The organism is Bradyrhizobium sp. BLXBL-01 (genome assembly GCF_051853025.1).
GTDB lineage: Bacteria > Pseudomonadota > Alphaproteobacteria > Rhizobiales > Xanthobacteraceae > Bradyrhizobium.
The window spans coordinates 5,476,272-5,490,194 of record NZ_CP182471.1 but is presented as its reverse complement, the minus strand read 5'-3'; the positions used below and the strand labels follow the sequence as shown (position 1 = coordinate 5,490,194).

The following is a 13,923-nucleotide window of genomic DNA, read 5'->3' as shown; positions in this document are numbered from 1 at the left end:
CAGCCCTCTCCCCAACCCTCTCCCGCAAGCGGGAGAGGGGGCAGCTCTTCCGTGACTGAAAGTAGGGCGAGCTCTTTTAGGCTGCCGCTTGCGGCGCACCGTTGAGCGCCTCATCCATCGCAGCGGCGATGTCGCGCATGCTGATGACGGAGACGAGGCTGTAATCGTCGATGACCGGCAAATGGCGGATGTGATGACGGTTCATCAGATGCCGGACCTGCTCGATCGTGTCCGAGGAGCTGCAGGATACCAGCTGCTGCACCGAGACCAGCTGGGAAACCTTGACGTTGACGGCGCCCGCGCCGTGCTCGGCGACGGCGCGCACCACGTCACGCTCGGTGAACATGCCGACCGCGGTGTTGCCCTCGGAGCGGACCACGTCCTTGACCACCAGCGCGCTGATATTGTTGGCGCGCATCAGCTTGGCCGCGATCCCCACCGTTTCGTTCATACGCACCGTGACAACGCGCGGCGTCTTCTTGCGCAGAATGTCTCCGACCAGCATTGCAACCTCCCTGGGGTGAACGTTGGGAGAAGTGTGGTATACATAATGCCAATCGTCAAGCGCTGGTTTTGGCTGATCCGAAAAATCTTGCGACAGGAATGCTGACGTTTACGTCCAGCAAAAAGAAAGGGGCGCATTGCTGCGCCCCTTAGCAAGCCTTGCAAAATGCGCGGCTTACGCCGTCTCGGTCTTGGCCGTGCCGGTCGCGGCCTCAGTGTGCTCGGCTTCGTTGCCGAGGATGAAGGCGCGGCGCAGCGGCTTGATCACGAACAGCGCCGTCAGCGCCGCCGTGGCGTTCAACGCCACCGCGACCACGAACACGGCCTTCCAGCCATAGGCGGTCGAGATCACGCTCGCGAGCGGGACGAGCAGGGAAGCCGTGCCCTTGGCGGTGTAGAGCATGCCGTTGTTGGTGGTTGCGAACTTCGCACCGAAGGTGTCGCCGCAGGTTGCGGGGAATAGCGAGTAGATCTCGCCGAACACGCCGAAATAGACCGCGGTCGCCAGCACGAAGACGACAGGCACGTGGCCATAGGCCGAGAGCGTCAGCAGCATCAAGGCGGCGGTGCCGAAGGCGATGAACATCGTGGGCTCGCGGCCGATCGTGTCGGAGACCCAGCCGAAGAAGGGGCGCCCGAATCCGTCGAGGATGCGGTCGAGCGAGATCGCGAAGGTCAGCGCCGCCATCTGGAAGCCGGCGAGTGTCACCGGCGTGTCGGCGATCCCAAAGTCGTGCGCGATCGGGGCGATCTGCGCCGCAGTCATCAGTCCGCCGGAAGCCACCATGACGAAGACGAGATACATCACCCAGAAAACAGGGCTGCGCAGCACTTGCGGCGGGGTGAAGTCGATCTTGGTCTGCGGCAGGTTGAGCTGCTTCTTCTTCGGCGGGATGGAGAGGCGCGGCGGCTGGACGAAGAAGGCGAGCGCGAACACGACGAGGCCCTGGCCGATGCCGAAGGTGAGGAAGGCGTGCTGATAGCCGCTCGAGACGATCATGCTCGCGATCGGCACGATCGTGATCGCGGCACCCGCGCCGAAGCCGGCGGCGGTCGCACCCGCCGCGAGGCCGCGGCGGTCGGGAAACCATTTCAGCGCGTTGCCGACGCAGGTGCCGTACACTGCGCCCGCGCCCATGCCGCCGATGATCGCCGCCGCGTAGAGCAGGGTGAGGCTGTCGGCGTAGGCGTTGAGGATCCAGGACAGCGCGATCATCACGCCGCCGAACATGATGACGATGCGCGGGCCGTATCTGTCGACGAACCAAGCCTCGACCGGCACCAGCCAGGTCTCGGTGACGACGAAGACGGTGAAGGCGAGCTGGATCGCGGCGCGCCCCCAATGATGGGCGGCGTCGATCGGATCGACGAACAGCGTCCAGCCATATTGCAGATTGGCGATCATCGCCATGCAGACGATGCCCATGCCGAGCTGGAGCCAGCGGAAACCGGTGCGAAGAGGCGCGGCGGTGACGACGCCGTCCGGGCTGGAAATCATCGAGAACCTCCCAACGCGCCCGTTTGGTCGCGCATCAGTTTGCCAAGATGACCTGATGTCGCAAATGTTGTGGCTTATCGTCGCAGGCGCGGGGCGGAGATTGGTATACCATATTCCAGTTTGCAAGCCCTATCTTGGTTCCCTTTCCACAAAATGCGCGGGTCTGCCTAACTCCTACGGGAGCGCGGGATCTTTGCGTCCAAACGAAAACGCCCGGCCGTTGAGGCCGGGCGGTAGTGTTTGGAAGCCGCTGTTTGGGGCGGGTCAGATCGTCGATTTGGCGACCACGACCTTGCGCCAGGGCTTGAGCACGGCGATCGCCAGCAGCGAAGCCAGGATGTTGGCGCCGGCCGCGATGATGAACACGCTGTCCCAGGTGCCCGACGACTGCTGCATGTAGTTGGCGATCGGCACCAACAGCGCGGCGGTGCCCTTCGCGGTGTAGAGCAGGCCGGCATTGGTGGTCGCGAACTTGGCGCCGAACGTGTCGGTGCAGGTCGAGGGGAACAGCGAGTAGATCTCACCCCAGGCGAAGAACACGAAGCCCGAGAGCAGCACGAACCAGACCGGATCGTGGCCCCAGAGGTAGAGCATCCAGATGCCGAACCCTTCCATGCCGAAGGCGATGAACATCGTGTTCTCGCGGCCGATCATGTCGGAGATCCAGCCGAAGAACGGACGCGTCAGGCCATTGAGCACGCGGTCGATCGTGGCCGCGAAGGTCACCGCCGTCATCGTCACCGCCATCAGCGTGACCGGCACGCTGTCGACCTTCCAGTCAACCGCGATCGGCTTCAGGTTCGCGGTGACCATCAGTCCACCCGCGCCGACGATCACGAACATGAAGTACATCAACCAGAAGATCGGCTGGCGCAGCACTTCGGTCGGCTGATAGTTGCGCCGGGTCTGGATGATATTGGCATTCGCCACCACGTTCGGCACCTGACCCGCTTTTGGCGCGAGCAGGAAGAAGGCGAGGATGCAGATGATGATGCCTTGCCCAAGGCCGAAATACAGAAAGGTGGTCTGGAATCCGCTGTCCTTGATCATCGCCTGGATCGGCGCGACGGTCAGCGCAGAGCCTGCGCCGAAGCCGGCCGCCGTGATGCCGGCCGCAAGACCGCGCTTGTCCGGAAACCATTTCAGCGCGTTGCCGACGCAGGTGCCGTAGACGCCGCCGGCGCCGATGCCTGCGATGATCATGCCGAGGTAGTAGCCGTTGAGCGAGGTCGCCTGCGCGTTGATCGCCCAGCCGATGGCGCAGAGCACGCCGCCGACCAGCACGACGATGCGCGGGCCGTATTTGTCGACGAACCATCCTTCGATCGGCACCAGCCAGGTCTCGAACAGGACGAAGAGCGTGAAGGCCCATTGGATCGAGGCGCGATCCCAGCCGAACTTCTTCTGGATGTCGGGGACGAAGAACGTCCAGCCATATTGATAATTGGCGATCATCACCATCGCCGCCACACCGATCGCCAATTGCGCCCAGCGATAGGCATCGCTTACGCGTGCGGCACTAGGGGCCGCTGCCGACTGCACCATGTCCGTCATCAAAAACCCTCCCGAACGCGCCGATCATTTTTATGCATGCGCTGGCGGGCATCCTGGTATGCAATATGCCAAGATTCAAGCTGGGATGGGAGGGTGCGGCGAAATAACGCGGGCTTGTTCACATGCGCCAGGCGGACATGATTGTAAAGCCCCGATCGCGCTCGGCGGACGGCGGCGATTGCAGCTTGTCCAAGATAAATCGTTGGTTTTGCGTTGCTTTTTCTTGGTTCAGCGATACCGCAGGACGCTATTGAAAGCTTATGCGTTCGGAGATTTTTCCACGCCTGCATTGGTCGCGTCCGCCGACACGCAGTCCGTGGCGGCGGCGCAATTCCTGGAATTCTATATTCCAGAATTCTGGAGTGCGGCAATTTGGCGTTCGCGCCGATGCAGTTTACGCAGATCCCGGCCTTACGCCATCGACGTACGGAGCCGGCTGTAGCCTTCCTGGATCGCGGACCAGAACAGGGCGACCAGGCCGAGCGCCATGATGGTGCTGACGAGGCCGTTGGAGAAGAACACCCCGAGCGAGCCTTGCGAGCCCAGCAGCGATTGGCGGAATGCTTCCTCCGCCTTGTCGCCGAGCACGATGGCGAGCACCAGCGGCGCGAGCGGATAATTGCACTTCTTCAGGAGATAGCCGAGCACCCCGAACACCAGCATCAGCATCACGTCGAAGGTGCTGTTGTGCACCGAGTAGGCGCCGATCGCGCAGAGCACCAGGATCAGCGGCGCGATGATGCCGAAGGGCACGCGCAGGATCGCGGCGAAGATCGGCACGCAGGTCAGCACGACGATGAGGCCGGCGAGATTGCCGAGATACATCGAGGCGATCAGGCCCCAGACGAATTCCTTCTGCTCCACGAACAACATGGGGCCGGGCTGCAGGCCCCAGATCAACAATCCGCCGAGCAGCACGGCGGCGGTCGGCGAGCCGGGCACGCCGAGCGACAGCATCGGCAGCAGCGCCGAGGTGCCGGCGGCATGTGCGGCCGTCTCCGGCGCGATCACGCCCTCGATCTCGCCCTTGCCGAAATTGTTGCCGCGTCGCGCCAGGCGCTTGGCGATGCCGTAGCTCATGAAGGAGGCGGGCGTGGCGCCGGCGGGCGTGACGCCCATCCAGCAGCCGATCAGGCAGGACCGCAGCGAGGTCATCCAATAGGCGGGCAGCTCGCGCCAGGTCTGGAGCACGACGCGAAGGTTGATGCTGGCATTGCCGCCGCGGAAGGCGAGCCCTTCCTCCATGGTCAGCAGGATCTCGCCGATGCCGAACAGGCCGATCACGGCGATCAGGAAGTCGAAGCCGTTGAGCAGCTCGGTGACGCCGAAGGTCAGCCGCAACTGCCCCGTGATCGAATCGAGGCCGACCGCCGCGAGCGCAAAGCCCATCATCATCGCCGCGATGGTCTTGAACGGCGGCTCCTTGCTGAGGCCGACGAAGGAGCAGAAGGCGAGGAAGTACACCGCGAACTTCTCCGCCGGACCAAACCGCAGCGCAAAGCCTGCAACCAGGGGCGCCACCAGCGTGATCATGATGACGGCAAACAGCGCGCCGACGAAGGACGAGGTGAAGGCAGCCGTCAGGGCTTCGCCAGGCTTGCCCTGCTGGGCCATCGGATAGCCGTCGAAGGTGGTCGCCACCGACCATGGCTCGCCCGGTATGTTGAACAGGATCGAAGTGATGGCGCCGCCGAACAATGCGCCCCAATAGATGCAGGACAGCATGATGATCGCCGATGTCGGCGGCATGCTGAAGGTGAGGGGAAGCAGGATCGCGACGCCGTTGGCGCCCCCTAGTCCCGGCAGCACGCCGATGATGACCCCGAGCGTGATGCCGATCACCATCAGCATGATGTTGTAGGGCTGCAGGGCGACCGCGAAGCCGTGAAACAGGTTGGCCAACTCTTCCATGTCAAAACGTCCTGCAGCAGCAATTGAATGAATGCGTAGCTCTTACAGACCGAGCCATTCCTCGAGCGGCCCCTTGGGCAGCGGGACCAGGAACCAGCGCTCGAAAACGAGATAGGTCACGACGGGCATGCCGACCGCCACTGCGACGACTGTCAGCCAGCGATAGCCGCCGAGCCAGCGCATGAACCAGGCGATGAACACCATCGAGGCGACGTAGAGGCCGATGAACGGCATTGAGCCGACATAGATTGCGGTCGGCACGACGACGCTCATGACCTGGCGCAGCTGCCCCCATTCCGCGAACAGCCGGCCATCGTCGTCGCGCCGCGCATGCCAGAGGTTGATGGCGCTTGCAACGACGATGGCGCTGCCGACATAGAAGGGGAAGAACCCGGCGCGCGGCCCCTCCGCGCCCCAGTTGATGCCGGCCTTCAGGCTGCCGACGATCACGATCAGGCCGAACACGCCGATCAGCAGCGCCGTGCCGATTTCCAGCGTCTTGTGTGCGGGGCCGGACTCGGATCCGGATCGTTCAGTCATGAGCCCTCCAGGCGGAAATCGCAGTGCTGCGCAGTCGAGGAGACGGCCGGAAGCAGCGTCCTCAGCCGTCATCGATGTCGCGGGTCAATTCGCGGATCAATTTCCCGGCGCGAGGAAGCCGGCTTCCTTCATCAGGCCTTCGTGGCGCTTCTCCTCCGCCTCGACCCACTTGGCGTAGTCGGCGCCGGTCAGGAAGGTCGTGTTGAAGGCGCCGCTCTTCATGAACTCCTGCCATTCCGGCGTCGCGCGGACCTTCTTGAACAGCTCGACATAATATTCGATCTGGTCCTTCGTGGCCTTGGGCGACATGAAGATGCCGCGCAGCATGAGATATTCCATCGCAAGCCCCTGCGACTTGCAGGTCGGAATGTCCTTCCAGGCCTTGCCGTCGGCGATCGGCTCGTCATAGGCCATCGGCTGGGCGTCGAAGACGCAAAGCGGACGGAGCTTGCCGCCGCGCCATTGCGCCACCGCCTCGATCGGGTTGTTGACGGTCGAATCGACGTGGTTGCCGACGAGCTGGACCGCGACCTCGCCGCCGCCCTTGTAGGGGATGTAGGTGAACTTGGCGTCGATCGCCTTCTCGATGCCGACCGTGATGATCTGGTCTTCCTGCTTCGAGCCGGTGCCGCCCATCTTGAACGAGCCGCTTGGCGCCTTCTTCGCGGCTTCGACATAGTCCTTGACGCTGTTGTAGGGCTTCTCGGCATTGACCCAGAGCACGAACTCGTCGAGCGCCAGCATCGCGACCGGGGTCAAATCCTTCCAGTTGAACGGGATGCCCGTCGCCAGCGGCGTCGTGAACAGGTTCGAGAGCGTGATGATGATCTTGTGCGGATTGCCCGACGAGGTCTTCACGTCGAGGAAACCTTCGCCACCCGCACCGCCGGCCTTGTTGATGACGACAAGCGGCTGTTTCATCAGATTGTGCTTGGTGACGATGCCCTGGATGGTGCGCGCCATCTGATCGGCACCGCCGCCGGTGCCCGCGGGCACGATGAACTCGACCGGACGGACCGGCTCCCAGGCAGCCCGGCTTGCGGTGCTGCTCGCGCATGACATCGCGATTGCCGCCAAAGCGACATTCAGAACGAATGGCTTCATCTGTTTCTCTCCCTGTCGAACCCTCAACGCAGCCGCTCTTTGTCGGCTTGCGTCAGCCCATCTCGATTCAAATGCCTGGTGTCGCCCATGGTGCCGATTCTCCCATGGCAGTCCCGGTAGAAACTCTATGAGCAGGGACAACGCGCGGCATCCGCTCCTTTCGGCTAAGCCTCGGCCAGGGTCCGTGCAAATGTGCCCCTCGGCTGCTTCCGCTGCGCTACGTCGTCCCCCGCCTTACACCTTTGATTGTTCAATTGGGCTTGCTGGTCGAATGGTATGCGAGATGCCAAGGGGCAAACAATCGGATCGGCGGGCACGTCGGTGGACGAATCGTCGCAGCTGTGGTCGCGCGGAGGCAGGCGTAAAACGAAAATGGCCCCGACATGGGGGGGCCATTTAATCCAACAAAGGGGTCGCGGTGGTCTGCGGTCCCGCCGTTGGGCGGGGCCGCCAAGCTGTCTTACAGGCCGAAACGCGGCAGGTCGCCATTGTGGTTCGAGATCTCGGCGCTTGCCAGCAGGAACCGATCGACCGCGGCCATGAACCGGGCGAACAGCGAGGAGGAGGAGGGGGCGAAAGCGACGGAGGCGGTCTTCGACATCGGAATTCCCTTTCTTGAGACGGTCAGCCTTGCTGTCTCATTTCTGGGAGCAATCTATGTATACCAGATGCCAGTGTCCATGCCCGTGGTTGCATAGCAGCATGCAGTCTATCGCATTGCAGCATAATAGTGGGTTAAAGGGTCCGGTTCGGACATAAAGTTGCCAATGCGGACACACGGCGGCGCCTTTGTTGAACAAACGGGCACTAAAGCCGGCTGAAAAAGCGGTCCGAGAGGGGCGACCTGGCCCTAGGCGGTCCGGGTTCCGGCCGTGCTGCAATGCCAGGGCCCTTGGCATGGTCATGCAAAGCCGCTAGTGGTCCGCCCCCTTATCCAATCAACTGTCAGAGTGGTTCATGTCGAGCGCCTCGCCCGCCGTCTCGATCGGCATCGATTTTGGCACGAGCAACACGGTCGTTGCGCTGGCGGCGGACGACCGCCGGGTCGAGGCCATTCGCTTCGACCATGGCGGGCAGCGCCACAGCGTCTACGTGTCGGCCCTGTGCTTCTGGGAGGATCGGCCGGGCGCCGGCGCCCAGGCCGAGGGCGGGCCGTGGGCGATCGAGCAGTTTCTCGAAGGGCGCCACGTCTATCGCTTCCTGCAATCGTTCAAGACCTTCGCGGCGAGCTCCAGCTTCAATACCACGCAGGTGTTCCGGCAGCGCTACAAGTTCGAGGACATCCTGGCGGCTTTCCTGCGCACGCTGGCGCGCCACGGCGGGGACAAGTTCGGCTTCGAGGCGGCCAACATCACGGTCGGTCGTCCGGTGCGCTTTGCCGGCGGCAATCCCGACGAGGCGCTGGCGATGCAGCGCTACCGCGCCGCGTTCGAGCGCTTGGGCGCCGGTCACGCGCGCTATGTCTACGAGCCCGTGGGCGCGGCATTCTCCTTCGCCCGCAGGCTGGAGCGCGATGCCACCGTGCTGGTCGCCGATTTCGGCGGCGGCACCAGCGATTTCTCCGTGATGCGTTTCTCGCGTGCGGGCGGCGTGCTTCGCGCCGAGCCGCTCGGCCACGCCGGCATCGGCGTTGCCGGCGACACCTTCGACTATCGCATCGTCGATCACATCGTCTCGCCGCGGCTCGGCAAGGGCTCCAGCTTCCGCTCCTTCGACAAGGTGCTGCCGGTTCCGACCGGCCATTACACCAACCTCGCGCGCTGGCATCAGCTGGCGATGATGAAGAGCAACGGCGATCTGCGCGAGCTCCGCGAGCTCCAGCGCACCGCGCTGCAGCCGCAGCTGCTCGAGGATTTCATCACCATCGTCGATCTCGACCTCGGCTTTGCGCTGTACCGCGCGGTGTCCGACGCCAAGGTCGCGCTGTCGGCGCAGGACGAGGTCGACTTCCGCTTCAAGGGCGGCGGCGTCGACATCGGCGCGGCCATCACGCGCAAGAAATTCGAAGCCTGGATTGCAGACGACATCGCCCGGCTCGGCGCCACCGTCGACAAGGTGCTGGCCGAGGCCCGCATCGCCGCGCGCGAGGTGGAGAAGGTGTTTCTGACCGGCGGCACCTCGTTCGTTCCCGCGGTCCGGAAATTGTTCGCCGACCGCTTCGGCAACGAGCGGCTGATGTCGGGCGACCAGTTCGAGTCGATCGCCTACGGCCTGGCGCTGATCGGGCACAGTTCGGATCCGGACAGGTGGACCGCGGACGGCGAGCTCAAGCGGAAGGCGGGCGCGTAACGATCATTCGTCATTGCGAGCGAAGCGAAGCAATCCAGACTCGTTCTGCAGAGGGACTCTGGATTGCTTCGCTTCGCTCGCAATGACGACGTGGGTAGAGCGGCGCATCTGACCGAACAGCCGTAGGGTGGGCAAAGGCGCGCTCTTCGCGCGCCGTGCCCACCATCTTTGAGAGGTTTAGAGAGCGTTGGTGGGCACGCTGCGCTTTGCCCACCCTACGATGCTGATGTCGTTGCTACTGGTTGATCTCCGGCTCGACCAGCCGCGCCAGATTCCGCAGCGACTCCTGCCAGCCGAGATAGCAGGCCTCGACGGGAATGACGTCGGGCAGGCCCGACTGCGTGATCTCGACCTCGGTGCCGACCGAGACCTTCTTCAGGCTCACGGTCACCTCGATCAGGCCCGGCAGGTTGGGGTCGTCGAACTTGTCGGTGTAGCGGAGGCGCTCGCCGGGCACGAGCTCGACGAATTCGCCGCCGAACGAATGGCCGTTGCCGGTCGTGAAATTCCGGAACGACATCTTGAACGTGCCCCCGACCTTGGGCTCGAAATGATGCACCGTGCAGGTAAAGCCGTTCGGCGGAAGCCATTTCGCCATCGCGTCGGCTTCCAGGAAGGCGCGATAGACCTTCTGCGGGCTGGTGGCGAGAACGCGGTGCAGGCGGACGGTATTGGGCATGGTTGTTATCCCTGGTGATTGATGGGCCCGAGTTGGCCTCTATGGCCCATTCATGTCACGAGGACGACGGGCAAGCCGCCGATCCGACAGGTGGTTTGGATTTTTTTTGGTGCCCTGTCCGCTAGACGGCTGCGACATCCTGCGGTGTCATCGTGAATGCCAGCCTGTAGCGGCCAGTGATGAAATTCTCGCGAGCCCCGGCTGCCTGAAGCGATGACGCCGAAAACTGGCCGGCGATCACGTCCTCGACCACATCGGCATCGTAACCCGATAGCAGCACGATCCAGTCGGCGGTGCTGTCCTTGCCGCGGATCTGCTGTTCGGTGGTGGGCGCACTCGTCCGGGGTGTGTCGGTGAGGAGGAGGTGGGCACCGGTCAGCCCCGGCTTCTGCGCCAACGCGCCGAGCATGTCCGAAAGGCGCGCCTGCAGCGCCGCCTCCCGTCCGGCCTCCGGCGATAGCCTGATGGTGGCCAGCGAAGTCGCCACACCCCCGCCAAAGCTGGCGACGATCCGGCACTGGCTGCGGATCATGCCGAGATGATGCGGCATCATCTTCGTCGACCATGGCGTCGGCGCGTTGAGCCGGTCGAGATAGCCTTTCGATGTGAGGACGTCGTAATGCTCGAGTTCATAGAGCACGAAAAAGCCTTCGGCGTCGGTCGTGCTGGTCCATCGCGACCCGCGCCGAAAGCCTGGAATGCTCATCCGCTCGGGAAAGTGCTCATGCGAATGCCAGTCGCCGAACTCGGTGCGCTGCTCGGGGTGAACGCTCCACCACATCGCAACGGCGGCCTTGCCGAGCAGTGACATGCTGATCTCCCTCTCGTTGTCCGGCAGATTGCTTCAGGATGCGCTCCCGATCAATCAGCCACAATTCCGCTATCCTGCGCCGGCTACCCTGACGCGGGAGAACCTCGCTCTCGTCAAAGCGCCTTTCCAGTTCTGGCGATCGCAGTTCGGCGGACCCGGCGTCGGCGACGGTTTGGGCAACGCACGCGTCGCTGAAAGCTTGCCGGGTAAGCCTGACATTCACGTCGTGCCGGCCGGCCACTATGCGTTCCTCGCACCGTGCTCGGCCGATCTCGCTGCGGCCGTTCCGCGCATCTGCACCGATGTGCCGGCAGGCTTCGACAGGGCCGGATTTCATCGCGAGTTCAACGCGGCGGTGGTGGGGTACTTTCATCGACAGCTCGCCGGCGGAGATCAGTGAGCATCGGGCATTCGCGAGGAGCGAGGATGAGGCGACTTGGCTCGGTAATCGGCTGACGCGCTGTCGATGGCATTTCGCCGTGCTTCCCCCGCTGGCCGGCGGCGCTCGGCAGTCAGCCAAACGCGCCTCTCCATCCCGCGCGGCTCACAAGCGACCTCAGAGGCCACCTATGCGCCGAACATGCCGTATGGCGCGGTGAGCGAACTGTAGGACGGACTCTTGATGATATTGTGCAGGTTCCTGCGGCGAGCCCCCATATTGCCGCCATCGTAGAGCGGGAAGCACATCGCATCATTCATCAATTCCGCCAGCGGGTGCATGTCGGTGTAGCTGTCGACACCGACCAGCCGCATGGCGTCATAGACGACATCGACGCAGGTTTCCGAGCAGAACACTTTCGTCATCACGGCAAGTTCGTGCTCCCTGCCTTTGGACAGGTCGAATTGCTGGCAGGCCTTCCAGGTCAGGTACCGGCAGGCCTCGATCTTCATCTTCATGTCGGCCAGCATGTAGCCCACCGTGGAATATTCGATGATCGGATGCGGCCCGGAGCGGGCATCCTTCCGCGCGAACGCGACCGCATGGTCGAACGCGGCGCGCATGACCCCGACGCAGGCGGCCCCGATCAGCGCCGCAGTCCACGCAAAATTGGTCGAGACGATCTCGATCCCGTCTCCCGGCTTGCCGATGATATTGCCGGCGGGAACGCGGACATTCTCGAACTTCATTCGCGGCGAGATCGTAGCCCGATGCCCGGCCGTATCCAGAATCCCCGTCACCTTGACGCCCGGCGTGCTGCCCGGAACCATGATCACGGCCAGGGAGTCCTGTGCGCCCTTGCTCGGATCGGTCCGGCAGACCACTGCGAAGAGATGGCAATTCTTGCCATCCCAGCCGGTGCCGTTGGTGGTGTAGTGCTTTTCACCGTTGATCACCCACTCATCGCCTTCGCGGATGGCGAAGGTCTTCACGCCGAAGCGCGGATCCGGGGCATCGAAATTCGCGCCACCCGTCACCTCGGTGAAGGCGAGTGCGCCGAGCAGGGATCCGTCCTGGATGAAATCGGGAAGCAGGCGCTGCTTCTGCTCCTCGGTCCCGAACATGATGACGGGCTTGACGCAAAGGCCGGTTCCGAGCATCGCACTGGGAACGTTGACGTCGACGACGCACAACTCTTCCGCCGCAAGCGCGAAATCGAGCGTCGAAACGTCGGTGCCGCCGACCTCCTTGGGAAACAATCCCTTCACGAAACCGGCGTCGACGCCCATCTTGTGGAACGGCCTGATCGCATAGAAGCGGTCATCCGGCTTGGCGTAGTTGCGAATGGTCGCTCGGACGTCCTTGAGAGCTGTTTGCGCGAAGGCACGCGCGCCGTCACGAAGCGCGATCTGATCTTCGCTGAGCCTGAAGTCGATTGCCATGGCGATCTCTCCCCGCGAGAAATGAATGCGCGCCGAAGCTAACGCCACGGCGGCGTTCGATCTTGGCTGGGAGTGACGAAAGAGTTGACCTGGAGTGCACTTCTCGCGGGATCGCGCGGGACGTCGCCGGAATCTATTCCTGCCGTTGCCTCAGTCGATATGCGCGCGGCGAAGCTCCGAAGCGCTGGCGGAAACTTCGGTTGAAATGGGAGATGTCGTTGAAACCCCAGCGGAATGCGACATCGGAGATCCGCGATTGCGCTGAAATATCGAGATCGCCTGCGCAACGGAGCAGTCGGCGCTCCAGCACGACTTGGCCGAACGATCTGCCCTTTTCCTCGAAGATCCGATGAAGATAACGAACGGAAATCCCGAAATGCGCGGCAACGGACGATGCCGATAGCCCGGCATCGGCCAAATTCGTTTCGACGAACTTCACGATGGCCGCGTTGAGGGCGCGTTGCGCGGATTGGCGCTGCCCAATCCGCGTCGCCTCGGTGGCACCGAGGGACAGTGCAGCCAGGTTGACCACATCGGCCGCGAGCGGCTCGATGGCCTCCGATGGCAGCTCGGCCACGCGCATTGCGATCGATTTCAGGAATCCGATCGTGATCTCGCCCAGTGCCTGATCACCTGACACGCATATGCCGGTCGAACAGTCGGGCGTCTGCAGCAACGGCCGCAACATGTGGCGCGGGATACGAAATGAGAATACGTTCCAGTCGTCCATGAAGTCGAGGAAGTAGGGCCGCGTCGAATCCACGATCGCAAACTGGTTCGGGCCGACGATCGTTTCCCGGCCTTCGGTCTCGTAACGGCATCGGCCGCTCAATTGAAGATTGAGGAAATAGACCTCTTGCGGCGACCTGCGGATTTCCGCCTCGTCACGGATGACGCGGTGCGCTTTGGACTGGACCGTCGTCACGTTGATGGTTGACAGCGGATGCGCGGTGACGCGACTGGGAAAGCGGCCTCTGTTATGGTCTCGAGGCCGCTCCGGTCTCAGCGTCACGAAGGCTTCGCAGAGGACCTCGCGCCAATAGACGAACTGTTCGTGGTCGGGCAACTCTTCGGTGTTCCAGACTTTCATCGACCACCTCTCTCGGCGCGATGGTTCATCGACAAGCAAAGCCAGTGCCATTCCAGTGGGGTTGCGGCCGCTTCGTTTCTTCTGATCGCCAACGGCTCATCCGAGCCATGACGCGGTCGAAG

Annotated in this window: 13 protein-coding genes; 2 read left to right on the top strand and 11 right to left on the bottom strand. The window is 63.2% G+C overall.

All coding sequences use genetic code 11. The features are described 5' to 3' along the window. Positions 1 to 76 precede the first annotated feature (76 nt). From ACNJYA_RS25590 to ACNJYA_RS25560, 7 genes are all read right to left on the bottom strand, one after another. On the bottom strand, positions 77 to 505 hold the full coding sequence (locus tag ACNJYA_RS25590; RefSeq protein WP_172784265.1) for a CBS domain-containing protein: 429 nt from the start codon (positions 503 to 505) through the stop codon (positions 77 to 79). Between the two features lie 174 nt (positions 506 to 679). Then, positions 680 to 2,002 carry an oxalate/formate MFS antiporter gene (gene oxlT, locus ACNJYA_RS25585; protein ID WP_439400925.1) on the bottom strand — a complete coding sequence of 441 codons (1,323 nt, stop codon included), beginning with the start codon at positions 2,000 to 2,002 and terminating at the stop codon, positions 680 to 682. A gap of 264 nt (positions 2,003 to 2,266) precedes the next feature. Continuing rightward, complete coding sequence (gene oxlT / locus ACNJYA_RS25580; RefSeq protein WP_172784267.1) at positions 2,267 to 3,556, bottom strand: oxalate/formate MFS antiporter; 1,290 nt, start codon at positions 3,554 to 3,556, stop codon at positions 2,267 to 2,269. 411 nt (positions 3,557 to 3,967) lie between these two features. Then, complete coding sequence (locus tag ACNJYA_RS25575) at positions 3,968 to 5,467, bottom strand: tripartite tricarboxylate transporter permease (protein ID WP_172784268.1); 1,500 nt, start codon at positions 5,465 to 5,467, stop codon at positions 3,968 to 3,970. Positions 5,468 to 5,509: 42 nt separating this feature from the next. After that, the gene (locus ACNJYA_RS25570; RefSeq protein WP_212256896.1) at positions 5,510 to 6,007 is read right to left on the bottom strand and encodes a tripartite tricarboxylate transporter TctB family protein; all 498 of its coding nucleotides are present in this window, start codon (positions 6,005 to 6,007) and stop codon (positions 5,510 to 5,512) included. 96 nt (positions 6,008 to 6,103) lie between these two features. Beyond that, entirely contained in the window at positions 6,104 to 7,111 is a 1,008-nt protein-coding gene (locus tag ACNJYA_RS25565) for a Bug family tripartite tricarboxylate transporter substrate binding protein (protein WP_172784270.1), read from the bottom strand. 460 nt (positions 7,112 to 7,571) lie between these two features. After that, positions 7,572 to 7,712, bottom strand: a complete 141-nt coding sequence (locus ACNJYA_RS25560) for a hypothetical protein (RefSeq protein ID WP_172784271.1) — start codon at positions 7,710 to 7,712, stop codon at positions 7,572 to 7,574. A 356-nt stretch (positions 7,713 to 8,068) separates the two neighbouring features. Here ACNJYA_RS25560 and ACNJYA_RS25555 point away from each other — a divergent pair, with 356 nt between their 5' ends. Continuing rightward, a complete protein-coding gene (locus tag ACNJYA_RS25555; RefSeq protein WP_439363699.1) occupies positions 8,069 to 9,400 on the top strand; it encodes an Hsp70 family protein in 1,332 nt (443 codons plus the stop codon). Positions 9,401 to 9,635: 235 nt separating this feature from the next. On the opposite strand, the gene ACNJYA_RS25550 is transcribed toward ACNJYA_RS25555, so the two are convergent. Both ACNJYA_RS25550 and ACNJYA_RS25545 read right to left on the bottom strand, forming a co-directional pair. Beyond that, a complete protein-coding gene (locus ACNJYA_RS25550; protein WP_172784273.1) occupies positions 9,636 to 10,079 on the bottom strand; it encodes an SRPBCC family protein in 444 nt (147 codons plus the stop codon). A gap of 121 nt (positions 10,080 to 10,200) precedes the next feature. Continuing rightward, positions 10,201 to 10,890: a hypothetical protein gene (locus tag ACNJYA_RS25545; protein ID WP_212256894.1), complete on the bottom strand. Its 690-nt coding sequence runs from the start codon at positions 10,888 to 10,890 to the stop codon at positions 10,201 to 10,203. On the opposite strand from ACNJYA_RS25545, the gene ACNJYA_RS25540 reads away from it, so the two are divergent. After that, a complete protein-coding gene (locus tag ACNJYA_RS25540) occupies positions 10,889 to 11,290 on the top strand; it encodes a hypothetical protein (protein ID WP_212256893.1) in 402 nt (133 codons plus the stop codon). The two genes, ACNJYA_RS25545 and ACNJYA_RS25540, sit on opposite strands and share 2 nt — an antisense overlap. A gap of 167 nt (positions 11,291 to 11,457) precedes the next feature. Here ACNJYA_RS25540 and ACNJYA_RS25535 read toward each other — a convergent pair whose 3' ends face one another. Continuing rightward, entirely contained in the window at positions 11,458 to 12,711 is a 1,254-nt protein-coding gene (locus ACNJYA_RS25535) for an acyl-CoA dehydrogenase family protein (RefSeq protein ID WP_212256892.1), read from the bottom strand. 133 nt (positions 12,712 to 12,844) lie between these two features. Further along, positions 12,845 to 13,801, bottom strand: coding sequence for a helix-turn-helix domain-containing protein (locus tag ACNJYA_RS25530; RefSeq protein WP_212256891.1), 957 nt, complete (start codon positions 13,799 to 13,801; stop codon positions 12,845 to 12,847). Positions 13,802 to 13,923: the final 122 nt, after the last annotated feature.